Source organism: Parafrankia discariae (assembly GCF_000373365.1).
Taxonomy (GTDB): domain Bacteria; phylum Actinomycetota; class Actinomycetes; order Frankiales; family Frankiaceae; genus Parafrankia; species Parafrankia discariae.
The window spans coordinates 16,583-39,988 of sequence record NZ_KB891215.1; the positions used below are offsets into that span (position 1 = coordinate 16,583).

The 23,406-nt window shown below is 73.9% G+C and carries 16 protein-coding genes and 1 tRNA gene; 10 read left to right on the top strand and 7 right to left on the bottom strand.

The features are described 5' to 3' along the window. Positions 1-64 precede the first annotated feature (64 nt). Positions 65-140 (bottom strand) — tRNA-Arg (locus tag B056_RS0115685). 228 nt (positions 141-368) lie between these two features. After that, on the bottom strand, positions 369-1,250 hold the full coding sequence (locus B056_RS0115690; RefSeq protein ID WP_020572519.1) for an aldo/keto reductase: 882 nt from the start codon (positions 1,248-1,250) through the stop codon (positions 369-371). A 475-nt stretch (positions 1,251-1,725) separates the two neighbouring features. Between B056_RS0115690 and ssb the strand changes: the two genes are divergently transcribed. Both ssb and B056_RS0115700 read left to right on the top strand, forming a co-directional pair. After that, positions 1,726-2,577, top strand: a complete 852-nt coding sequence (gene ssb, locus B056_RS39470) for a single-stranded DNA-binding protein (RefSeq protein WP_230203018.1) — start codon at positions 1,726-1,728, stop codon at positions 2,575-2,577. A 53-nt stretch (positions 2,578-2,630) separates the two neighbouring features. Beyond that, a complete protein-coding gene (locus B056_RS0115700; protein ID WP_154677055.1) occupies positions 2,631-5,099 on the top strand; it encodes a hypothetical protein in 2,469 nt (822 codons plus the stop codon). Between the two features lie 19 nt (positions 5,100-5,118). Here the strand turns inward: B056_RS0115700 and B056_RS0115705 are convergent, their stop codons facing one another. After that, positions 5,119-6,579: a DUF1254 domain-containing protein gene (locus tag B056_RS0115705; protein WP_018502815.1), complete on the bottom strand. Its 1,461-nt coding sequence runs from the start codon at positions 6,577-6,579 to the stop codon at positions 5,119-5,121. A gap of 199 nt (positions 6,580-6,778) precedes the next feature. On the opposite strand from B056_RS0115705, the gene ettA reads away from it, so the two are divergent. Next, the gene (gene ettA / locus B056_RS0115710; RefSeq protein ID WP_018502816.1) at positions 6,779-8,461 is read left to right on the top strand and encodes an energy-dependent translational throttle protein EttA; all 1,683 of its coding nucleotides are present in this window, start codon (positions 6,779-6,781) and stop codon (positions 8,459-8,461) included. 104 nt (positions 8,462-8,565) lie between these two features. Here the strand turns inward: ettA and B056_RS0115715 are convergent, their stop codons facing one another. Together B056_RS0115715 and B056_RS0115720 are read right to left on the bottom strand one after the other, a co-directional pair. Further along, positions 8,566-8,985: a globin gene (locus tag B056_RS0115715; protein WP_020572520.1), complete on the bottom strand. Its 420-nt coding sequence runs from the start codon at positions 8,983-8,985 to the stop codon at positions 8,566-8,568. A 136-nt stretch (positions 8,986-9,121) separates the two neighbouring features. Beyond that, complete coding sequence (locus B056_RS0115720) at positions 9,122-10,906, bottom strand: glycoside hydrolase family 13 protein (protein ID WP_026239753.1); 1,785 nt, start codon at positions 10,904-10,906, stop codon at positions 9,122-9,124. A 239-nt stretch (positions 10,907-11,145) separates the two neighbouring features. On the opposite strand from B056_RS0115720, the gene B056_RS0115725 reads away from it, so the two are divergent. Then, entirely contained in the window at positions 11,146-13,278 is a 2,133-nt protein-coding gene (locus B056_RS0115725) for an ATP-binding SpoIIE family protein phosphatase (protein WP_018502819.1), read from the top strand. Between the two features lie 46 nt (positions 13,279-13,324). Here B056_RS0115725 and B056_RS0115730 read toward each other — a convergent pair whose 3' ends face one another. Together B056_RS0115730 and B056_RS0115735 are read right to left on the bottom strand one after the other, a co-directional pair. Then, complete coding sequence (locus tag B056_RS0115730) at positions 13,325-14,947, bottom strand: SDR family oxidoreductase (protein ID WP_018502820.1); 1,623 nt, start codon at positions 14,945-14,947, stop codon at positions 13,325-13,327. A 109-nt stretch (positions 14,948-15,056) separates the two neighbouring features. Further along, positions 15,057-15,578, bottom strand: coding sequence for an HNH endonuclease (locus B056_RS0115735; RefSeq protein ID WP_026239755.1), 522 nt, complete (start codon positions 15,576-15,578; stop codon positions 15,057-15,059). Positions 15,579-16,164: 586 nt separating this feature from the next. Here B056_RS0115735 and B056_RS0115745 point away from each other — a divergent pair. The 6 genes from B056_RS0115745 (at position 16,165) to B056_RS0115770 (ending at position 23,358) form a co-directional block, all read left to right on the top strand. Further along, the gene (locus B056_RS0115745; RefSeq protein WP_020572521.1) at positions 16,165-17,379 is read left to right on the top strand and encodes a mechanosensitive ion channel family protein; all 1,215 of its coding nucleotides are present in this window, start codon (positions 16,165-16,167) and stop codon (positions 17,377-17,379) included. An 84-nt stretch (positions 17,380-17,463) separates the two neighbouring features. After that, entirely contained in the window at positions 17,464-18,204 is a 741-nt protein-coding gene (locus B056_RS0115750; protein WP_026239757.1) for a response regulator transcription factor, read from the top strand. A gap of 179 nt (positions 18,205-18,383) precedes the next feature. After that, positions 18,384-20,063: a HAMP domain-containing sensor histidine kinase gene (locus tag B056_RS0115755; RefSeq protein ID WP_230203024.1), complete on the top strand. Its 1,680-nt coding sequence runs from the start codon at positions 18,384-18,386 to the stop codon at positions 20,061-20,063. Beyond that, positions 20,060-22,438, top strand: a complete 2,379-nt coding sequence (gene malQ / locus B056_RS0115760) for a 4-alpha-glucanotransferase (RefSeq protein ID WP_026239758.1) — start codon at positions 20,060-20,062, stop codon at positions 22,436-22,438. Before B056_RS0115755 ends, malQ begins: the two co-directional genes overlap by 4 nt. A 229-nt stretch (positions 22,439-22,667) precedes the next feature. After that, a complete protein-coding gene (locus B056_RS36715) occupies positions 22,668-22,976 on the top strand; it encodes a hypothetical protein (protein ID WP_018502827.1) in 309 nt (102 codons plus the stop codon). Continuing rightward, positions 22,963-23,358, top strand: coding sequence for a DUF5130 family protein (locus tag B056_RS0115770; RefSeq protein ID WP_018502828.1), 396 nt, complete (start codon positions 22,963-22,965; stop codon positions 23,356-23,358). Before B056_RS36715 ends, B056_RS0115770 begins: the two co-directional genes overlap by 14 nt. Positions 23,359-23,406 lie beyond the last annotated feature (48 nt).

The window sequence follows — 23,406 nt, forward strand, 5'->3', positions numbered from 1 at the left end:
GGCCGTTGCTGCACCCGTTGCTACAAAACGCCTCCGTCAGCAAGATCGGCGGGGGCGTTTTGGCTGGTGCGCCCGGCAGGGATCGAACCTGCGACCCAGTGCTTAGAAGGCACTCGCTCTATCCGCTGAGCTACGGGCGCGTTGTTCCATTGTGGGGCTCGCGGACGAGTCCCGGGTGGGATGGACAGTGTCCACCCCGGGGCGGTCGAAGTTGCACCGACCCCCGGTGTCCCGCCCGTCGGCTCCGCCTGGGGAGGCGGAGCCGACGTCCCGTCCTCTGGGCCGCCGGCCGTCCGGCGCTGGTCGGCGACGCGGTACCGGAAGCCGGTCGCGTGTCGCCGGCCGGGGCAGGTCGGCCGAGTGCGGCGTCAGCTGACCAGTTTGCTCAACTCGTCGAACTCGGAGTCGGTGAGGCTGACTCCTGCCGCGGCGACGTTCTCCTCCAGGTGGGCGGTCGAAGACGTGCCCGGGATCGGCAGCATCACGGGTGATCTGCGCAGCAGCCATGCCAGCGCCAGCTGCGCGGGTTGCGAGCCGTGCCGCTTCGCGGTCGCGTCTAGGACTCCGCCTGGTCGCGCGAGTGTACCGGTCGCGACGGGAAACCAGGGGATGAAGCCGATACCCTCGCGTTCCGCGTAGTCGAGGACGTCCTCGGAGCCGCGGTCCGCGAGGTTGTACCGGTTCTGCACGCTGACGATCTCCGCCAGCGACCGGCTGTGCTCCAGTTCGGCGACGCTGACCTCCGAGACCCCGATGTGGCGGATCTTGCCCTCCTGCTGCAGCGCCCGCAGTTCACCGAGGGACTCCTCGACGGGAGTCCTCGGGTCGATGCGGTGGAGCTGGTAGAGATCGATGCGCTCGAGCTTGAGGCGGCGCAGCGACATTTCGACCTGCTGGCGCAGGTATGGGGCGCGTCCCACGGCGGTCCACTCGTCCGGCCCCTGCCGCGTGAGGCCGCCCTTCGTCGCGATCACCAGGCCGTCCGGATAGGGGTGTAGGGCCTCGGCGATCAGCTCCTCGCTGACGTGCGGGCCGTAGGAGTCGGCCGTGTCGATGAAGTTCACGCCGAGCTCCACCGACCTCCGCAGCACCGCGATGGCTTCCGCCCGGTCCGTGGGTTCACCCCAGATACCCGGCCCGGTGATCCGCATCGCGCCGAAACCGAGCCGGTTCACGGGTAGTTCGCCTCCGAGCAGGAACGTCCCGCTCGCCGCCGCGGTCACGTCGCGGCTGGCTGCCTGAGTCGACATACCGTTCCTTTCTCCACGTGTGCGGGCACCGTCGCCAGGCACCGGCGGACAGGACACCGTCCGGTGGGGTGGTGCGCCGTCCTGCACGGCGGCAACCCGGATCCGCCTCCAGGTTGTTCCCGCCCGCCCGCCCGCCGCGCTCGCTACGTGCCCCGTGCTCGACGGCTGGCCGTCAGCTGCCGGTCGTCGGGCGTCAGCTGTCAGCCGTCGGGCGGCGGCCGCCTCCGCCGCTGGCAAGAACGAACGTAGAGACGCGCCACCGTGCGGGTGTGTCGCGAGGGCGGCCTGTGGATGGCGAACAGTTATCCACAGCTGACCGGAACAGGTTCCCAGCGGCTGGAACGCGGCGCAGAGTGATGGCGTGGGTGCGCGGCCGGCCAGCTTTCGCCGCCTGGATCCCTTCGGGTCCGTCGTGGTGGGCCGCCGTCCTCCGGGTCGTCTCCCTGTCCCCGAGATGTTCGCCAAGGAGCCTCTGATGCTCGACACCACGATCACACTGATCGGCAACCTCGTGGAGAATCCGGTGCTGCGGGTGACCGCCAGCGGCGTCTCCGTCTGCGGTTTCCGGGTCGCCTCCACCCCCCGCCGCTACGACCGCTCCGAACAGCGCTGGGTGGATGGGAACACCCTCTACCTGCGCGTCTCCTGCTGGCGTCAGCTCGCCGAGAACGTCTCGGTCAGCCTGTCGCGGGGAGACCGCGCTCTGGTCGTCGGCCGCCTGCGGCAGAACAACTTCGAGACGCAGGACGGCGACCGGCGCGTCACCTACGAGATCGACGCGGACGCGGTCGCGGCGGAACTCACCTGGCGCCCGGTCGACGTCCGGCGGGTCGCGCGCGGGGCCGGTCCCGCGGACGAGGTTCCGGTGGCGGAGACGGGTGAGCACCCGGGCGACCCCTTCGGCGCCGACTCCCACGAACTCGACGACAGCGGCACGGGGGGAAACGGCTCCTCCGGGGAGACGGGAGACGCAAGCCCGGTTCCCGTGGAGGCGGGCCGGCGGTTGGCCGTCGAGGCCTCCGCGAACGGCGGGTCGGGGTTCACGCCGGCGGGGGCCGTCCCCGTCGACGCCGCGCCGGTGGGCGGTAGCGCCCGGGCCACCGGAGGGTCGGGTCTGGAGCGGTCCGAGGCCGGGCCGGCGCCGGTGCCGGCCTCGCTGTTCGCGGAGCGCGGGAGCGTGCGCGGGATCGGGATCAGGCGCGGGCTCACGACGCCGGACTTCCCCACCTCGAGCACCACCTCAGCGTCCTCCGAGGGCGTCACCTTCGGCCTCGCCGACGTCGTCGGCGAGGCCCGCCTGCTGGGGCTGGGCGGGGCCTTCGGATAGCGGGGTCGGTGGCGGTCGCGCAATGGGCGGGTCTGACCGACATGCGGTGACCGATGGGGCCACCAGCCGAAAGGCGGTCCAGGCCGCTCGGTACCGTGCCGAGGGTGAGCAGGTCGAGTGATCCCGGCGCCGGCGCGGTTTCCGCGCCGGATGAGCCGTCCGACCGGATCGGCAAGGCCACCGCGAACCAGATCGGCGCGGTTCCGCCGGATCAGGGCGGCACAGTCCTCCGCGGCCCGGCCGGCCGGGCGGACACGGACCGCGCGGTGGGCACCGAACCGGTGGTGGGCACCGAACCGGTGGCGGACAGCGAACCGGTGGCCGGTGTCGAGCCGGTGGCGGGTGCCGAAGCCGTTGCGGGCCGCCTGGTCGTGACGCCCGAGTCGCTGCCCCGGCGGCTGTGGCGTCGGTGCCAGGCGGTCAGCCCGGCCGGCCGGTACGTGGCGGTTCTGGCCGTGGCCAGTGCGGCGGCGGCCGTCCTGCTGCGGCACAACCTCTTCCCGTACCTGTCGATCAACAATGACGAGGTCATCTACCTCCTGCACGCCCGGACGCTGGCGGACGGCCATCTCTTTCCGTCGGCGCCTGACCCGGCCGCGTCGTACGCGCCCTGGCTCGCCGCCATCTCGGGTGATCATTTTGTTCTGAAGTACACGCCGTTCGTCCCGGGGCTGTTCGCGCTGGGTCTCATGCTGACGGGCAGCGTCTCGCCCGTGCTGGCGGTCGTCGCGGCGGCGGCGGTGATCGTCACCTACCTGCTGGGTGTCGAGCTGGCGGGGGAGCGGAAGGTCGCGGCGCTGGCCGCGACGTTGCTGGCGTTCTCCCCGTTGGTGATCGTGCAGAGCGCGCTGGTGTTGAGCTACCTGCCGGTGCTCGTGCTGATGGAGCTGGCGTTCCTCGGCCTGCTCCGTGGGCTGAAGACCGGCGGACCGGGCGCCGGTGGGTCGAGCGGCGGCAGGCTGAGCAGCGGCGGGCCGAGTGCCGGGGGGCTGAACGGCACCGGACGGCGCTCGGGGCGGCCCAGCGGGCGGGCGCTTGCCGGCGCGGGGCTCGCGGTCGGGGTGGCCGTGGCGGTGCGACCGTACGACGTGGTGCTCCTGCTCGCCCCGGTGGCGGTCTGGGGTGTCGTGACGGCGCGCGGGTCCGGGCGGCTCGGGTGGGCCCTGCGCTGGACGGCGGCCGGGCTGGTGCTTCCGGCCGTGATCCTGCTGGCTTCCAACGCGGCGGCGACCGGCAGCCCGTTCAGGCTGCCGTTCGCGCTGCTCGAACCGGACGACAAGCTCGGCTTCGGCCCGCGCAGGCTCTACCCGTCGGACGGCGGGCATGACTTCGGGCTCGGTGACGGCCTGGCCTCGGTCGGGGATCATCTCTGGCTGCTCGGCGGCTGGGGCTGCGGCGGGGTGGTTCTCGCCGTCGCCGCGATCGTGGCGGCCGCGCGGCGCCGGCTGAGTGGCCCGGGGTACGCCCTCGGCCTCGGCATGCTGCTCTTCGTGGTCGGCTACCTCGGCTTCTGGGGGGCGTGGAACGCGGCGGAGCTGTGGGGCGGCATCCGGTACGTCGGGCCGTTCTACCTGATGCCCGTGCTGATCGGGCTCGTGCACCTCGGCGCGCGCGGGCTGGTCGACCTCGCCTGCTGGTCCCGGCGCCGGGCGGCCCGCGCGGTCACCGGGGTGTGCGCCGCGGGCGTCGTCGGGCTGACCACGTTCATCCTCGTCGGCGCGATCGACGCGAACGCGACGATGACGGACCACGACCGTGACCTGGCGGCGATGCTGCGGGCCCTGCCCGGGCGGTCTTTGGTGCTGGTGGCCGCCAGCCCGCCCTACCTGGGCCATCCGAGCGCGGTGCCCACCAACGGGCCCGCTCTCGACGGCGCCGACGGTGACGGCGCGTTGCTGTTCGCGGTCTCGCGTGGGGTCGCAGATCTGAAGGTCGTCGCCGACCATCCCGATCGGACGCCGTACCTGCTCCGCCTGCCGCCGGCCTACAACCGGTCCCCGGGCTCGGTGACGCGTTCACGGGTGGACGCGCTCACGGTGGCCACCGGTCGCGGTGTCGGTGTCGAGGTCAGCGTGGACGCGCCGCCGCGCGGGACCCGGGCGGCCCAGCTGGTGTTCGAGGCCGGTGGGGTCCGGCTGACCTACCCCGTCTCGGTGAACGGGCCGGTGACGGCCAGGCTGACCCTCGACGGGGACGGCCTGGACCCCGGCGACGTCACGGAGGTCGTCACCTACGGCGGTGGCGAGACCAGGGGGTCGCCGGCGGGGATGACCGCCGGGCGCCCGGCCGGCCTGGCGAAGATCACGAAGGTGCCCGGGGCGGGGACGTCGGTGACGGTGTCGCTGCTGGCCACCCCGGCATCCGGCGGTCGTGCGCGGACCGTCGACCGGCAGGTGATCCCCGTCCTGGTCGAGGATCCTCACGGCGCGGGGCCGGCGGACGTGGCGGTTCTCGCGCCGAGCGCCCACGTGGACGAGACCGGCCAGGGCCCGCGACCCGCCGTCCGCATCGCGCTGTCCTGAGCCGCGCTGTCCTGGGCTCTCAGTCCAACCGGTGGATCGACGGCAGGGAGTAGGCGCCGCTGAGCACCTCCTTGCCGGGCAAATACATCCGCAGGACGAGCCGGAAGTCACCCGCCGCGGCCGGCAGCCAGTTCACCGGCGTCGCCGCGTCGGTGTCCGCGCCCACGCCCATATCCGCGCCCGCGTCCGTGTCCGGAGCGTCGCTCTGGATCAACACCGGGACGGAGCCGTCAGTGGCGTGGACGAGATCGTCACGGCTGTCGATCGCGTACCGGTGCAGGGCGTTGTCGACGAGGTAGCCCTCGGGCTCGTCGTACATCGCGAGCGTCCAGAACGCGTCGACCGCCGGCGGCGGGAGGCGGAGCAGGTAGCTGTGCGCGCCGGTGAGGTGGCGCCCGTCGGCGTCCACCGAGCAGCAGGCTGACGTCGACTCGTAGGCGTGGACGATGCCGAGCGGGCGCCGGGCGGCCATCGCCCGGGCGATCCGGGCCTGGGCCCGGTCCGGGATCTCCCAGTGCCGGTCCTCCAGCACACCGGGGCCGAACCGGTCGAGGTTGTAGTCGGCCTCGTGCAGGGTGCCGATCCAACCCTGGTGGGCCCGGCGGCCGGCGGCGGCGAGCCGTTCCAGCTCGTCCCGGCCGGTGCGCAGGCCGCTGCGTAGCGACCAGGCGAGCCGCGGATCGGGGTCGATGTACGGAGACGGGTCCGTCAGCAGGCCGAGGGCCTCGAACCGGCGGGCGTAGTCGCGTTCGGCGGCCGGCGGGGGGAAGGCGCGCATCCAGGTGCGCAGTTCCTCCCAGAAGCGCAGGTCGTCGCAGACGCGCTTGGAACGGTCCGGCGGTCCTTCCGGTCGCCGCACGCCCGGGTCGAGCGGGCGCAGGGTCAGCGTGTCCTGAAGGGCCCGGACGGCGGGCAGGTCCGCCGGTCCGCGATAGCCGAACCGGGCGATGACGCTGATGACCCGCGACGGCGCCTCGACCACCCCGCCGTACGCCTCGACCACCCCGCTGTCCGCCTCGACCACCCCGCCGGACGCGGAGCCGTCGACCCGGTCGCCGTGGATGGGGCTGTCGGCCACCGCGCGCACGGATCCGTCCGCCGGGCCGGGCGGGAGCAGCAGGATCTCGCCGCCGCCGTCGCCGGTGACCCGGGTGCCGAGATAGGAGAACACGTTCAGCCACACGTCGTAGAGCTCCAGGACGAGGTAGCGCCCGGGGGTCGGCGGCACGTGCAGGACCAGCGGCCCAGGGCTCAGGTCGACCTGGGCCAGTGAGACCAGGACGTCCGGGCTGACGTGCTGGAAGTGCGAGTGCGGGCCGGGCGGGTCGGTCTCGTGCGCGAAGGCGTTGAAGCCGGCCGACCCGATCGGCCCGAGCCCGTCGTGGGCGACCCTGATGATCTGCCGGACGGCGCACACGAGGGGATAGCCGAAGAAGAACGCCTCGCAGGCAAGTCCGACCCGCTGGTCATCCGCTCGCATGTGGCCTCCCGGGAGCCCTGGCCCACCGGCACCTGTCCGACGTCCGACGTCCGTTGGCGGCCGACCGGTGCCCATGGTGCTCGCCTGACCTCGGGGCGTACCCGATCCGGGTCCGGTCGAACATCGGGCGGGACCGTCGGCGGCTCGCGGTGGGATCACCGCCGTGGGGCTTCTGGGCGCCATGCCCTAGGGTTGACACATGGCGCAGTACGTCTTCCAGATGCGCAAGGCCCGCAAGGCCCACGGCGACAAGGTGATCCTCGACGACGTCACCCTGGCGTTCCTGCCCGGCGCGAAGATCGGCGTCGTCGGGCCGAACGGCGCCGGAAAGTCGTCGCTGCTCAAGATCATGGCCGGCCTCGACCACCCGAGCAACGGCGACGCGATCCTGAGCCCCGGCTACACGGTCGGCATGCTCGCGCAGGAGCCGGTGCTCGACGAGAACAAGGACGTCCGCGGCAACGTCGAGGACGGTGTCCGTGAGATCCGCGCGGTGCTCGCCCGCTACGAGGAGATCAACGAGAAGATGGCCGCGCCCGACGCGGACTTCGACACGCTCCTCGCCGACCAGGCGACGCTGATCGACAAGATCGAGGCGGCGAACGCCTGGGAGCTCGACAGCCAGATCGACCAGGCGATGGACGCGCTGCGCCTGCCGCCCGGCGACGCGGCCGTCGCCCCCCTCTCCGGTGGTGAGCGCCGCCGGGTGGCGCTGTGCAAGCTGCTGCTCGAGGCGCCCGACCTGCTGCTGCTGGACGAGCCGACCAACCACCTCGACGCGGAGAGCGTCGCCTGGCTGGAGCAGCACCTGGCCCGCTACGCCGGGGCGGTGCTGGCCGTCACCCACGACCGGTACTTCCTCGACAACGTCGCCGGCTGGATCCTCGAGCTCGACCGCGGCCGCGCCCACCCCTACGAGGGCAACTACTCCACCTACCTGGAGAACAAGGCGTCCCGGCTCAAGGTCGAGGGCCAGAAGGACGCCAAGCGCCGCCGGGCGCTCGCCCAGGAGCTCGAGTGGGTCCGCTCGAACCCGAAGGCCCGCCAGGCCAAGAGCAAGTCCCGCCTCGCCCGTTACGAGGAGCTGGCCGCCGAGGCGGACAAGGCCAGGCCGCGCGACTTCGAGGAGATCCAGATCCCGCCCGGCCCACGGCTGGGCAGCCTGGTGATCGAGGCGAAGAAGCTCACCAAGGGCTTCAGCGAGCGGGTGCTCATCGGCGACCTGTCGTTCACGCTGCCCCGCGGTGGCATCGTCGGCGTGATCGGCCCGAACGGCGTCGGCAAGACCACGCTGTTCACGATGATCGTCGGCCAGGCCTCGCCGGATTCCGGCGAGCTGCAGATCGGCGAGACCGTCGACATCGCCTACGTGGACCAGTCCCGCGGTGGCCTCGACGCGAAGAAGAACGTGTGGGAGATCGTCTCCGACGGGCTGGACCACATCGTCGTCGGGAAGACCGACATCCCGAGCCGGGCGTACGTGTCGTCGTTCGGGTTCAAGGGCCCTGACCAGCAGAAGCCGGTCGGGGTGCTCTCCGGTGGTGAGCGCAACCGGCTGAACCTGGCGCTGACCCTCAAGCGCGGCGGCAACGTGCTGCTGCTCGACGAGCCGACCAACGACCTGGACGTCGAGACCCTGCGGTCGCTGGAGGAGGCGCTGCTGGAGTTCCCCGGCTGCGCCGTGGTGGTCTCCCACGACCGGTGGTTCCTGGACCGGGTCGCGACGCACATCCTGGCCTGGGAGGGCACCGAGGCCGACCCGGCCCGCTGGTTCTGGTACGAGGGCAACTTCGCCGACTACGAGACCAACAAGGTGGAGCGGCTCGGCGCCGACGCGGCCCGCCCGCACCGGGTGACCTACCGCAAGCTCACCCGCGACTAGCCGCCGCGAAACGACCGGCCGAAACGACCGGCGCGGGCCGGGAAGTCCTTCGACTTCCCGGCCCGCGCCGCGTCAGGACCGGAGCTCAGCCCGGATCGGCAGGATCAGCCCGGGCGGTTCTGCAGGGAGTTCGCGGCCATCAGCAGGTAGTCCCAGAGCTGGGCACGGTGTTCCGGGGCGAGACCGAGGCTGTCGACCGCGGATTCCATGATGCGCAGCCAGGCGTCCCGCTCGGCCGGGCCGATCGCGAACGGCACGTGCCGCATCCGCAGCCGGGGATGGCCGCGCTGCTCGCTGTACGTGCCCGGCCCGCCCCAGTACTGGATGAGGAACAGCCGCAGCCGCTCCTCGGCCGCCGCCAGATCCTCGTCGGGGTAGAGCGGCCGGAGCACCGGATCGCTGGCCACCCCCTCGTAGAACCTGGCCACCAACGCGCGGAACGTCGCCTCGCCGCCGACGGCCTCGTAGAAGTCTGCGCGCGGTCGCGCGGGTGACGGTTGGTTCACGGGTCCATTCTGCGCCACCGGACGGCCGCCTCCCGGCCCCGGCCCCGGCCCCGATCGGCCGGACGTCGGGCCCGGTGTCGGTCGTGGCCGGGTCTGCCAAGGTGAGCGGTCCGCCGGGCGGTGGACGTCCACCGGATGCCGGTAGCCGGGTGGGTCAACCCGAACGGGGGATGACCCACGCGGTGGTGTCCGGGGGCAGGACGAGCGTCCCGCCGTGGTAGCCGACGGGCCCGCTGGCCAGCACCAGCCGGCCGGCGATCTCCAGGCGCACCTCGCCGCGGGTGGCCATCACGCAGGTGAGGGCGCCGGCGGCGGCCGTCCGGTCGAAGGCCAGGCAGTCGGCGGGCAGATCGTCCCGCCAGCGGAACCCGGCCGCCGGCTCGGTCCGGAGCTCCGGTTCGGTCTGGAGCTCCGGCTCGGCCTGGCGCCCCGGGCCGGCAGGGAGCCCCGGCCCGGCCGGGCCGCCGAGGAAGGGCAGCGCGCGGCGCAGGGCCAGCGCGCCGCGGACGAGCACCCTGGTCGACATCGGGTCCACGGCCTGGGCGGACGCGGTCAGCGACGCCCAGTCGGGCGGTTGCGGGAGCCACGGCTCGGCGGTCCCGGCACTGAACCCGTACGGGGGCGCGTCGCCGGACCACGGAAGGGGCACCCGCGCGCCGTCCCGGCCCGGTGAGGTGTGGCCGGACCGTTCCCAGACCGGATCCTGGCGGGCCTCGGGCGGGACGTCGACCTGCGGCAGGCCGAGTTCGTCGCCCTGGTAGAGGTAGACCGTGCCGGGCAGCGCCAGCAGCGTCAGCAGTGCCGCCCGGGCCCGGCGCAGGCCGGTAGCGCCGCCGCCGTAGCGGCTGACCGGACGGACGACGTCGTGGTTGGCCAGCACCCAGGTCGGCGGCGCGCCCACCGCGGCTGTCGCGGCCCGGGCGGCGTCGATCGCGGCCCGCCAGGCCGGGGCGGCGAACGGCGCGTACAGCAGCGAGAACGTGAAGGTCAGGTGCAGCTCGTCGGGGCGGACGTACCGGGCCAGGCGCCCCGGGTCGGCGACCCAGGTCTCGCCGACGAGCACCCGCTGCCGCCCGTCGCGCCGGTCGTGGGCGTCGACGACCGCCCGCCACTCGCGGTAGATCTCGTGGACGCCGTCCTGATCCCACGCGTGCGGCTCGATCTCCTCCCGGAAGCCGGTCTCCGGCGTCGGCGGCGCGCCGGTCGGATGGTCGCGCAGCCCGCCGTCCTTGACCAGGCCGTGCGAGACGTCGATCCGGAAGCCGTCGACCCCCCGGTCCAGCCAGAATCGGATGATCTCGGTGTGCGCCGCCCGGACCCGCGGGTGCTCCCAGTTCCAGTCCGGCTGCTCCGGGGCGAACAGGTGCAGGTACCACTGGCCGTCCGGCACCCGGGTCCAGGCGGGGCCGCCGAACACCGAGACCCAGTTGTTCGGGGGGAGCGCGCCGTCCGGGCCGCGCCCGTCCCGGAACAGGTAGAGCTCCCGCTCCGGCGCGCCCGGCCCGGCCGCGAGCGCCGCCCGGAAGGCGGGATGCGCGTCGCTGGAATGGTTCGGGACCAGGTCGACGACGACCTTCAGCCCGGCCGCGCGCGCGTCCCGCAGCAACGCGTCGACGTCCGCCAGGGTGCCGAACAGCGGGTCGACGTCGGTGTGGTCGGCCACGTCGTAGCCGTGATCGGCCATGGGGGAGCGGTAGAAGGGACTGACCCAGATCCCGTCGACGCCCAGGTCGGCGAGGTCGGGCAGCCGCCGGCGGATGCCCTCGAGGTCGCCGACCCCGTCGCCGTCGGCGTCGGCGAAGCTGCGGACGTAGACCTCGTACATCACAGCGTCGCGCCACCACGCCGGGTGGTCGGTTCCCGCGGGCGGCGCGGCCGGGCCGGAACGGCCGCCGGACTGCCCGGGTTCGCCCGCACGGTCTGTGACAACGGGATTCATGGCAGCATCAAACCCTCTTGGCGGGCACGAAGTAAACGGGATGCTCCGGTTACGGAAAGTGTCCGTCGAGCGTCTCGCCGGGCGCGATGTCCGACTCCCGAACTACACTTCCGCGAGTGGATGACGTCACTGTCCGTTATGGTGTGCTTCCTGGGGGTGGATGTGTCCCGATGGGTAAACGTCCCCTCCGTGTTGCGGCCGATCCGGTCGAGGCATCCGGAGGGGAGAGTCGAGGCCAGGTGATCGACACGGATTCCCACTCGGCGGGCTGGGCCGCCACGACGGCCACGGTCGGCCGTGCCATCGTCCGCGAGCTGTCGGGCACCCGGCGGCGGCGGCGTGCGCACGTCACCGAGGAGGCGACGCTCGAACAGCTGTCGTTCCTCGCCGACGCGAGCCTGGTCCTGAGCAGCTCGCTCGACCCACAGCGGATCATCGACATGATCGCCGCCCTGGTGGTGCCCCGGCTGGGGGGCGCGGCCGTGGTCTGGCTGCGCGGGGAGGGCGACTGTGTCCGGCTGGCCGGCTCGGCCTTCGCCAACCCGAAGGCCGCGGAGTTCGTCCGGGCCGCGATCGACTTCCACCCGCCGACGGTCACCGAGGACATCCCGCCCGGCGTCGTGATCCGGACCGGCCAGTCGTACTACGTGCCGCGCTACACCGAGGAGGTCGTCCGCCGCCTGTTCCCGGGTGAGGCCGGCGCCCGGTTCTCCGACGACCTGCGGGCCGGGGCGACCGTCACCGTGCCGATGTACGCCCGCGGGCGGGTGCTCGGCGCGCTCACCGTCAGCCGCCGCGACGACGTCGAGTACACCGCGCTCGACATCCGCCTCATCGAGGAGCTGGCCCGGCGCGGCGGCACCGCGCTCGACAACGCGCAGCTCTTCCGGGACGTCGAGGAGTCCGCGCTGACCCTGCAACGCTCGATGCTCCCCGCGCACCCGCCCGCGCTGGACGGCATGGAGATCGCGATGGAGTACCGGCCCGGTACCGCCGGCACCGAGGTCGGCGGGGACCTCTACGACGTCATCCCGCTGCCCGGCGGGCGGGTCGGGGTGGCCATCGGCGACGTGATGGGCCGCGGCCTGCACGCGGCCGCGGTGATGGGCCAGCTGCGGGCCGCGCTGCGGGCGTACGCGTTGGAGGACTGGGGCCCCGCCGAGCTGCTGGCCCGGCTCGACCGGGTCGTCGACTCGCTGCCCGGCCTGCAGATGGCGACGTCCATGTACGCGGTGTACGACCCCTACTCGGGCCGGATGACGATCGCCAGCGCGGGCCATCCGCCGCCGCTGCTGCTGCTGCCCGACGAGGAGCCCGACTACCTCGTGCTCGAACCCGGACTCCCACTCGGGACGGGTGAGCAGGGCGTGTTCTCCGAGCTGACCATCTCGCTGCCGCCCGGCTCGGCGTTCGTGATGTTCACCGACGGCCTGGTCGAGTCCCGGCGCCGGCCGCTCGCGGACGGCCTGGAGCACCTGCGGTCGGGCCTGGGCGAGCAGATGGCCCGTCCGCGCGCTGTTCGGGCGTTCCTCTCGTCCTCGGGCGCCGCGCCTGAGGACACGCCGCCCACCGCCGCCGAGCCCGCCGAATCCGCTGTGTCCGCCGCGTCAACCCCGTCGACCGCGTCGACCGCGGGTGATCCGTCGGTATCCGCCGTGCCGCCGGCGGCCGGCGGGCCCGCGGTGGCCGGCGGGGCCACCGCCGCCCCGGAGCGGCGGATCCGGGAGCGGCGCTCGGGCCGGGACCGCCGTGGCGGCTACCGCAGGACGCGGGGCAGCGGCGACCGCCGCCGCGCCGGCGGTGGCTTCGCGGCCCGCAGCTGGTCCGGGCCGGACGCGGTGAGCGGCAGCGGGTCGGGCCCGAGCGAGGAGACCGCCCGGACCCTGCTCGAGCGCTGCCTGCTGGCCGCGGACCTCCCGCCGCGCACGGACGACGACATCGCGCTGCTCGCGCTGATCACCCGGCCGCTACGCCCGCCGCTGCTCCAGCTCGCGCTGCCGGCCGTCGCCGCGTCGGCCGGGCAGGCCCGCACGGCCGTCCGGCACTCGCTGCTCGACGCCGGGATCGGCTCACTCGACGACGCGATCCTGCTGGTCAGCGAGGTGGTCACCAACGCGGTGCTGCACGCGCGCAGCGATCTCGTGCTGCGGGCCACGCTGGAGCCCGGGCGGCTGCGGGTGAGCGTCGAGGACAGAGAGGGCACCGCCCTGCCCCGGCCCGGCGGCAGCTCCCAGAACGATCCGGAGGCCGAGCACGGCTGGGGCCTGCTCCTCGTCGAGGCACTCGCACAGGCCTGGGGCGTCGAGACGACGCCGGACGGCAAGCGCGTCTGGTTCGAGATGGAGATCCCCGACGAGGCCGACCACACCTGAGCCGGCGGGCGTCGTCCACCGGCGGGCGACGCGCGCCGAGGCCCGGTCACCGGTCGGCCGGCGTCGCCGGCGGGCCGACCGGCGTCGCCGGGGGAGTGGACTCGGCCCGGCGGACGATGGTCCGCAGCATTCCGCCGAAGACCACGGCGTGGAACGGGCTGACGGCCCGCCAGTAGAGGTGACCCGGCAGCCCGCGAGGCAGGAACAGCGCCCGCTGCCGGTAGACTGTCGCGCCGTCGGGGCCACCGCCCGGCTCGACGCGCAGCTCGAGCCAGGCGTGGCCGGGCAGCCTCATCTCGGCACGCAGCCGCAGCAGCCGGCCGGGGACCATCTCCTCGACCCGCCACAGGTCGATCGCCTCGCCGGTACGCAGATGGGCGGGATCGCGCCGGCCGCGACGGTGCCCGACCCCGCCGACGAGAATGTCGAGCCACCCACGCGCCGACCAGGCCAGCGGCCAGCTGTACCAGCCGTTCTCGCCGCCGATCCCCTCGACGACCCGCCACAGGCGGTCCGCCGGCGCGGCGACGGCCGTCGACCGCTCGTCGGTGCACAGCGAGCTCCCGGCCCAGGCCGGATCGGTCGGGACGGGCTCCCCCGGCGGAGCGGCGCCGGGCAGGACCCCGTCGGACGAGTGGCCGGACGACCCGTTGGACGGGTGGCCGGCCAGGTAGGCGGTGACCTCGGGGAACGGCGCGGCGATCGGGCTGCCCGGCCAGACCGCCGTCGACCACCGGGTCTCCACCGCCCGGTCGCGGACCCGCGCCAGCGCGTAGGCGACCGCGGTCTCGAACGGCAGCAGCCCCTTGGGAGGGTCCGGCACCCAGCGTGCGATGTCGTGCTCGCCGACGACGACCTCCGACCGCAGCGAGCGGACCAGCGGGCGCGCGATCGCCTTGGGGACCGGCGTCACCAGTCCGACCCACAGTGACGACAGGCCGGGGGAGAGCACCGGCACGCGGATGATCACCCGGCGGCGCAGGCCCTCCACCGCGGCGAAACGCTGCATCATGTCGGCGTAGGTCAGGACGTCCGGGCCGCCGATGTCGAACGAGCGGTTGATCTCGGCCGGCAGCCGCAGACATCCGAGCAGGTAGTGCAGCACGTCCCGGACGGCGATCGGCTGGATGCGGGTCCGCACCCAGCGCGGGGTGAGCATCACCGGCAGCCGTTCGGTGAGGTGGCGCAGCATCTCGAACGACGCGCTGCCGCTGCCGATGATGATCGCGGCGCGCAGCACGACCGTCGGCACCCCGGAGTCGAGCAGGATCCGCGCGACCTCCTGCCGGGACGCCAGATGCGCCGACAGGCCGACGCCGGTGGTCGGGCTCAGCCCGCCCAGGTAGATGATCCGGCGCACGCCGGCGACCCGTGCCGCCCGCGCGAAGGCCTCGGCCGCCCGGCGGTCGACGGCCGAGAAGTCGCCGCCGGTGTCGATCGAGTGGATCAGGTAGTAGGCGACGTCGACGCCCTCCATCGCCGCGGGCAGCGACGCGGGGTCGAGGGCGTCGGCGCGGACCACCTCGACGTCGGGGAGCCGGGCCCAGTCGACGTCGGCCAGCCGGGCCGGATCACGGGTCATGCAGCGGACGAGATGGCCCTGGCGGAGCAGGCGGGGAGCCAGCCGACCGCCGATGTACCCGGTCGCACCGGTGACGAGTATGCGCACCCCGGGTACCTGCCCCGGCCCGGCGGCGGGTACCGCCCGGCGACCGGGTGGGACGGGCCAGGCGGGCCGGGACCGGTCGGGTGGGCCGGGACGGTTCAGACGGGCCGGGTCAGGCGCTCGCGGCCTCGGAGACGTCCGCCACCGTGCTCAGGTACCGCGACCACCGCGGGTCCATCCGCCGGGACCCCAGAATGCGCCAGGCGGCTCCGCTCGGCGCTCTGGGCGCCGTGCGAAGCCGCCAACCGAGGTCCGCGACGGCCCGGTCGGCTTTGACGTGGTTGCAGCGGCCACAGGCCGCCACGACGTTCTCCCATACGTGCGGACCGCCCCGGGAACGGGGGATCACGTGGTCAAGGGACGTGGCCGGGGCGTTGCAGTACACGCACCGGTGATGGTCGCGCGCCAGCACGCCCTTGCGGGTGAGCGGAATCTGTGAACGGTAGGGCACGCGCACGAACCGCGCCAGCCTGACGACGATCGGAACCTCGACGGCGGCCGTCGACGAACGCAGCACCTGGCCGGCGGATTCGACCATCACGGCCTTGTCGGTGAGAACGAGCACCAGTGCTCTTCTTTGTGACACCACGCACAGAGGCTCGTACGTGGCATTGAGAACCAGCGCCTCTGCCACGCGCCGACCTCCTGCCCACCCGAGGGTCCTCGCGGACCGTCCTACCCAGCGTCTCCGGTGACAATGGACAGTCAACCTTCTTCGGCGGCAGAACGCGAGCCTGTTTGCATGGTCATCAGTCCCGGCAAAGCGCCGATGTGCATATCCGGTGCGGTTTGTGACGAACAACAACCTGATTCGACCGTGTGTCGTGACCATAAAATCACGGCGTGTGACGGCCTGTCGGTCGTGTCCGTGTGTGGCCGACCCGGGGGTGCCCGCCGGTCCGAACCCACCGATGGGCGAGACTGTCAAGGTCGACTCGGCGCCGCGCCAGCCGCCCGCACCAGCGGGGCGCCGCCGGGGGATGGGTGCCGGCCGCCTCGCCGCGGCCCGGCCGGGGGGCTTCCAGACGCACACGGCGCCCGATCGGCGTCGATCCGACTGAGAGACCTGCTTACGGAGGATGGCCGACGTTGTGCCCATCTCGCGTGTCCCGTTCGGCTCTGTCCGGTTCGGCGGCGTGCCCGCCGAACCGGTCGCGGCCGGGCCGCCCCCCGGGGTCCTGGGTGGCTAGCCGTCCGTGCTGGCTCAGCCGATGATCCCGATGCTCGGCGCGATCCTGGCGCCCACCGCGGCACCGACGGCCGCCGCGACGGTCTCGCCCGGCCCCGTGCCCTCGGTGCCGGTCTCGCCCAGCCCGACGACGGATCTCGTCTCGATCGAGAGCGTCGCGAACGCGCTGCGGGACGCCTGCGGCACCGACCCCGGCCTCATGTGCCGGACCGTGTACGACGTCACGGGCAGTAACTATCTTGCCTCCGGTGCCGAGGTGTTCCTCGGCACACCGATCAAGATTCTGCTGATTCTGCTGTTCGCGATGGTGATCCGGACGCTGCTGCACCGGTTCATCCGGCGGACCACCGAACGGGCCGCCTCGGGGCGCAGCACCGGCCTGCTGCGCGGGCTGCGGTCGAACACCTTGCTGGGCGCATTCGGTGATCCGACGGTTCTGCTCGAGCGGCGGCGGCAGCGCGCCGGAACCGTCGGATCGCTGCTGCGCAGCGTGACATCAATCTTTGTGTTCGGGATGGCTTTCCTCACGATCCTCGGCGAGCTCGGCCTGAATCTCGCCCCGATCGTGGCCAGCGCCGGAGTGCTCGGCATCGCGGTCGGTTTCGGCGCGCAGAACCTCGTGCGTGACTTCCTGTCGGGCATGTTCATGCTGCTGGAGGACCAGTACGGCGTCGGTGACGTGATCGACGTCGGCCCGGTCTCGGGCACCGTCGAGGCGGTGAGCCTGCGGATGACGCGGCTGCGCGACGTCGAGGGGACGGTCTGGTACGTCCGCAACGGCGAGATCACCCGGGTCGGTAACAAGAGCCAACAGTGGGCACGCACAGTTCTCGACGTGCCGCTCGACTACGACACCGAGGTCGCCGCCGCGAAACGGGTGCTCGTCCGGACGGCCGACAATCTGTGGAAGGACGAGGCCTGGTCGGGCCTGATCCTGGCCGAGCCGGAGGTCTGGGGCATGGAGACCATGACCGCGGACGGCTACACGCTGCGGATCGCCATCAAGACCCAGCCGCTCAAGCAGTGGGACGTCGCCCGCGAGCTGCGGGAGCGGGTCCGGGCGTCGCTCGGCCGGGCCGGGATCGAGCTCGGCTCCGTCCAGCGCAGCGAGGTCGTGGTCGTGGACGATGACGACGACGACGAGGCCGGGAGCTCCGAGGAGGACACTCCGGCCCCGGGCACGGACGATCTGCCCGCGCCCAGGATCGATCCGCCCGCACCGGCCCGTTCCGGGCACAGCGCCTGAAGCGGGGCTGAGGATCCGGCAAGGTCTTGCTGAGATGCGCGTCCGGAGCCTAGAACTGTCGGGCGAGCGGGGCAGACTGGGGCCGTGCGAGTACTGGTGGTGGACGACGACGCGGCCGTCCGCGAGTCGCTGGAGCGGTCGCTGAGGTTCGAGGGCTACGAGGTGCGTACGGCGCCCGACGGGGTCGCCGCGCTGGAGGTGGTGGCGCGCGACCAGCCGGACATCGTCGTCCTCGACGTGATGATGCCGAGGATGGACGGCCTGGAGACCTGCCGCCGGCTGCGGGCGCGCGGTGACGAGGTCCCCGTTCTCATGTTGACGGCCCGTGACGGGCTGGCCGACCGGGTCAGCGGCCTCGACGTGGGCGCCGACGACTACCTGGTGAAGCCCTTCGCGCTGGAGGAGCTGTTCGCCCGGCTGCGGGCGCTGATCCGCCGGTCCACCCTGGTGACGCGGGCCGGCGCGGGCCAGGGTTCGGCACCGGGCGTCGATTCCGGTCAGGGGGTCCCCGCCGTGCTCTCGTACGCGGGGGTGGCGCTCGACCCGGCGAGCCGCCAGGTCCTGCGGGAGGGCCGGGAGCTGACGCTGACCAAGACCGAGTTCGAGCTGCTCGAGCTGTTCCTGACCCATCCGCGCCAGGTCCTCTCCCGATCGATGATCATGGAGAAGGTCTGGGGCTACGACTTCGGGCCCTCCTCGAACTCCCTGGAGGTGTTCGTGAGCTACCTGCGGCGCAAGCTCGAGGCCGGCGGCGAGCCACGGCTGCTGCACACGGTGCGCGGGGTGGGCTACGTCCTGCGTGAACCCGCCGCCGACCGGGTGTGAACCCACTGCCGCCGCCCGGACCGGCCTTGGCGCAGCACCCGTCGAGCCCGCCGAACCCGCCAGGTCCGTCGAGCCCGTCGAACCTGCTGACCGAGGGGCGGCGGGTGGGGGGTCCCGCGCCCCGGCCCGCGGCGTCGCGCTGGCCGAGCCGGCTCCCGCGGCTGACGCTGCGGGCCCGGATGGCGCTGCTCGCCGGGGTGGCCGTCGCCGCCGCGGTCGCCGTCGTGGTCAGCGTCGCCCTCGGTGTCACCCGGATCGTGCTGAACCAGGCGATCGACGACCAGCTCCTCGAACAGGCCAAGGCGTCGGCCGGCAACCTGCAGGCGAGCCAGATCAGCGTCCGGGCCCTGAACTTCGGCATGGAGCTGCAGTTCCTCGACGACGAGGGCGTGCCCCTGGCGAGCGCCTTCCCCTCGTTGGAGACCTTCGCGATCCCGGTCGACGCGGCCGACACGGAGGTCGCGCGGGGCCTGCGCCGCAAGAACCTGCACACCGTCACGGTCGAGGGCCAGCGGTACCGGGTGGCCACCGTCCCGCTGCGCTACCCGCCGCCGCTGACCGGCACCGGGGCCCTGCAACTGGCCCGCTCCACCTCCGACGTGGATCGCACGCTGCGCGATCTCGGGCTGGTGCTGTTCATCGTCGGGCTGGTCGGCGTCGTCGGATCGGTGATCGCCGGCCGGCTCGTCGCCCGCGCCTCGCTGAAACCGGTGGACGCCGCCGCGGCCGCCGCGGAGGAGGTGGCCCGCACCCAGGACCTGTCCGCCCTCATCCCGGTCACCGGCTCGGACGAGATCGCCCGGCTGGCGACCAGTCTCAACAGCATGCTGCGGGCGCTGGAGGCGTCCCGGATGCGCCAGCGCCAGCTCGTCGACGACGCCGCCCATGAGCTACGCACGCCGCTGACCAGCCTGCGCACCAACATCGAGCTGCTGATGCGGGCCGAGACGACCCCGAACCGGGCGCTGCCCGCGGCGGACCGTGACGCGCTGCTGCGCGACGTCGACGCCCAGATGCGTGAGCTCACCGCACTGGTCAACGAGCTGATCGAGCTGGCCCGCGACGAGGTGCCCACGGAGGAGGTCGAGCGGCTCGACCTCGCCCAGGTGGTGCGGGCCGCCGCGGACCGGGCCCGGCGCCGGGCGAACAGCAAGGGCATCCGGATCGAGGTGAGCGTCGAACCGTCCCTGGTGGACGGGCGGCCGAGCCTGCTGGAACGGGCGGTGACCAACCTGCTGGACAACGCGGTCAAGTTCAGCCCGCCGTCCTCGACCGTGCGGGTGGTCAGCCGGGCCGGTGAGGTCACCGTCGCCGACGAGGGCCCGGGCATCGCGCCGGCCGACCGGGCCCGCGTCTTCGAGCGTTTCTACCGGGCCACGGCGGCGCGCAGCCTGCCCGGCTCCGGCCTCGGCCTGGCGATCGTCGCGGACGCGGCGGCGATACACGGCGGGAGGGCCGAGGCCGCCGAGTCGCCGTCCGGCGGCGCGCTGCTGCGGATGACGCTGCCGTGCGTGGCGGCCTGGGAGCCAGGGGTTCCCTGGGACGGCGACGACCCCGTCGGGTACGGCGGGTTCGTCGCCGACGGCGGGACCGTCGGTTCGGTCGGTTCCGCCTCGTCGGTTGGTCCCGCCCCGTCGGCCGGTTCCGTGCCGGTGGACGGCCCGCCCCCGGAAGGTGCCCCCCCGGTGAGTTTCGGGCCCGCCGCGGACGCGGACTCGCCGTGGCGGCGGCCGGCCGGCGGCTCCACGGCGGTCGCGGAGCCGCCGCGGGGTCCGGCCCCGGCACCCGGCGACGGCGTGGAGCGGGCCGGGGGGTGTTCGACGACCCGCCCGGGGCAGCGGGCAGGATCAGGTCCGTGACCTCCGCGACCGAGCGCCCCGACCAGCCCGCCGTGCCGCCCGCCGCCGTGCCGCCCGCCGCCGAGCTGGCGGCCGGCCCGCCGGCCGGCGGCGCCGCGGTCGCCGCTGATGGACAGCCGGGTCCGGCGTCAGTCTGGGCCGGTCTCGACGAGCTCGCGGCCCTGGCCGCCGAGTTCGGGGTGGCCACCACCTACGACGGTCAGGACGGCACGCCGGTCACGGTGTCGCCCACGGCCGTGCGGGCGGTGCTGGGCCTGCTCGGTGTCGACGCGTCGGACCCGGCCGCCGCGCTGGCCGGGGCCCGCCGGGCGCGCCGGCGGCGTCCACTGCCCCCGTGCGTGGTCGTCCGGGCGCAGGCTCCCGTACCGGTCGCCGTGCACGTACCCGCCGATGCCGTCGCCGCCGCCGGTGGCGGCGTCACCGCCGAGGCCGTGCTGGCCGGTGGGGCGAGCGTGCCGCTGTCGGTCGGGCTGGGCGGTGCCGCCGTCGGGGAGATCGACGGCCGCGCCGTGTACGCGGGCACGGTGAGCCTGCCGTCCGGCCTGCCGCTCGGAGATCATCGCCTGCGGCTGAGCTTCGGCGGGAGCACCGCGGAGTGCCCGCTGATCGTCGTCCCGGAGCGGGTGCCCGACTTCGCGGCCGCCGCGGGCCCGGCCGGCGGCGCGGCCGAGCCCACCGGGCGGGCCTGGGGCTGGATGATCCAGCTGTACGCCCTGACCTCCGCGGGATCGTGGGGGATGGGTGACTATGCCGATCTCGCCACCCTCGCCGAGTGGTCGGCGCGTGACGGCGCCGACGTCCTGCTGGTGAACCCGCTGCACGCGGTGGCGCCGACCTTCCCGGTCGAGCCGTCGCCGTACTCGCCGGCGAGCCGGCGCTTCGTCTCACCGCTCTACCTGCGGCCCGAGCTGACCCCGGAGTACCGGCACGCCACCGAGGCGGTGCGGGCCGAGGTCGACCGGCTGGCCGCGGTCGCCCGCCGGGAGGGGACCCGGGACGGCCTGATCGACCGGGACGCGGTCTGGCGGGCCAAGCTCGCCGCCGTCGAGCTGCTGTTCACCTCGTCCGGCGGCGGGACGGGCAGCGGGCCGACCGACGGGACCGATGGCGGGCCGGGTGGCGCGCGCGGGGCCGACGGCGCGCTGCGTGACTTCGCCCTCTGGTGCGCGCTCGCCGAGCGGCACGGCCGGGACTGGCGGAGCTGGCCGGCGGATCTGCGCGATCCCGCCGGGCCGGGGGTCGACGCGGCGCGCGTCGAACTGGCGGAGCGTGTCGCGTTCCATGTCTGGCTGCAACGGCGCTGCGACGACCAGCTCGGCGCGGCGCAGGCCGCCGCCAGGGCGGCCGGGATGCGGGTCGGCGTCGTCCACGACCTGGCCGTCGGGGTGGATCCGGGCGGCGCGGACGCCTGGGCGATGCGTGGCGTGCTGGCCACCGGCGCCTCCGTCGGCGCCCCACCGGACGGCTTCAACCAGCAGGGCCAGGACTGGGGCCTGCCCCCGTGGCGGCCCGAGGCCCTCGCGGAGAGCGGCTACGCGCCGTTCCGGGCGATGGTCGCCGCGGTGCTGTCCCGGGGCGGTGGGCTACGGGTGGATCACATCCTCGGGCTGTTCCGCCTGTGGTGGGTCCCGGACGGCGCCGGTGCCGCCGGCGGCACCTTCGTCCGTTACGACGCCGAGGCGCTGCTGGGGCTGCTCGCCCTCGAGGCGCACCGGGCCGGCGCCCTGGTCGTCGGTGAGGATCTCGGCACCGTGGAACCGTCGGTGACCGAGGCGCTCGACGGCGCCGGGATCTTCGGCTCCTCGGTGCTGTGGTTCGAGCAGGCGGCGGACGGCTCGCCGCTCCCGCCGGGCGAGTACCGGGCCCGGACCATGGCCAGCGTGACCACGCACGACCTGCCCACCGCCGCCGGCTTCCTCGCCGGCGAGCACGTGCGCGTGCGCGCCCGGCTCGGTCTGCTCGCCCGTACCGACGAGCAGGAACGCGCCGCCTGGCTCGTCGAACGCGCCGGACTGCTGCGGCTGCTCGCCGAGGAGGGCCTGGTTGGCCCGTCGGCGGAGGCCGCGGCGGAGGAGGACCACCTCGAGCCGGAGCTGCGCTCGGCGGCCGCGCTCGGCCTGCACGTCCTGCTCGCCCGGTCCCGCGCGCGGATCGTGCTGGTCGCTCCCGGCGACGCGTTCGGCGACGTCCGGCAGCCGAATCTGCCCGGGACGGTCGACAGCTATCCCAACTGGCGGCTGCCGGTCGTCGACGACACCGGCGAGCGGGTCACCGTCGAGCGGCTGATCACCGATCCGCGGCCGCGCCGGCTGGTCGAGGCGCTCGGCGTGATCACCGCCGACCGGGCGGGATCCACCACCACCCGGCGCCCCTGAAACGCTGTGTCACGCGTCGTCGGGACACGGCTGTGCTCGTCGGCGGCGGGGGCGAGCCAGCTCGCACCCCTGGGCACGGACCGCGCCGGCCGTTCCCGGTACCCTTCCGGACGTGATTCCACGTCGTCCGCGCCGTACGTCTCGGCGGTCCGCCGCGGCCGGCGATCTGCCCCCGACCTCCAGGTCGGGTCAGCGGGTCGCCGCGCGCCGCGTTCTGACCGTCGCTGCGTTGTCCCTGTTCACGGTGCCCTTCCTCGCGGTGTCGGCCTCCGCGCAGGATGTGGGGACTCCCTACGACCCCGACCCGCTGTCGGCTGTCCATGCCTGGGCGCTCTACGGTGGAACGGTCGTCGGCGGCTTCCTGCTGGCGTTCCTCCTCACCGCGGTGACGAGCCGACTGAGCCGCCCGTCGCGCTACCGTCCGGGCCAGCCGTGGGAGCACGACGAGATCTGGATCGGCGCGAAGCCGGAGGACATCGAGGCGAAGCGTTCGCGGGCCGCCGTACCGGGTGCGGGTGGTGCCAGTGGCACCTGGTGAGGCGTTTACCCACGAGCAGACCGAGCGGATCGAACGTGCTCGGCAGTCCGCGCAGACCCAGACCGGCATCCGCTTCGCCGTCCGCGTCGGTGCCCTGGACGGCGATCTGAAGCTCGCCGCCGAGCGGCTGCTGGGCGGCCTGGCCGATCCCCGCAGCGACGAGGCGGTGCTCGTCGCCGTCTCGCCGGGGCAGCGGTTCGTCCGCGTCGTGACCACCGCGGCCGCCAAGAAGCGCATCAGCGACTCGGCCGCCGGTCTGGCCGCCCTGGCCATGACGTCCAGCTTCGCCCTCGGTGACCTGGTGGGCGGTGTGATCACCGGGCTGCGTCAGCTCTCCGACGCCGCCGGCGCGCCCGCCGCGCCGAACGGGTCCCGCCGCTGACCCGAACCTGATCCACCGCTGACACCGACCGCCGCGCCGGGCCCGAAG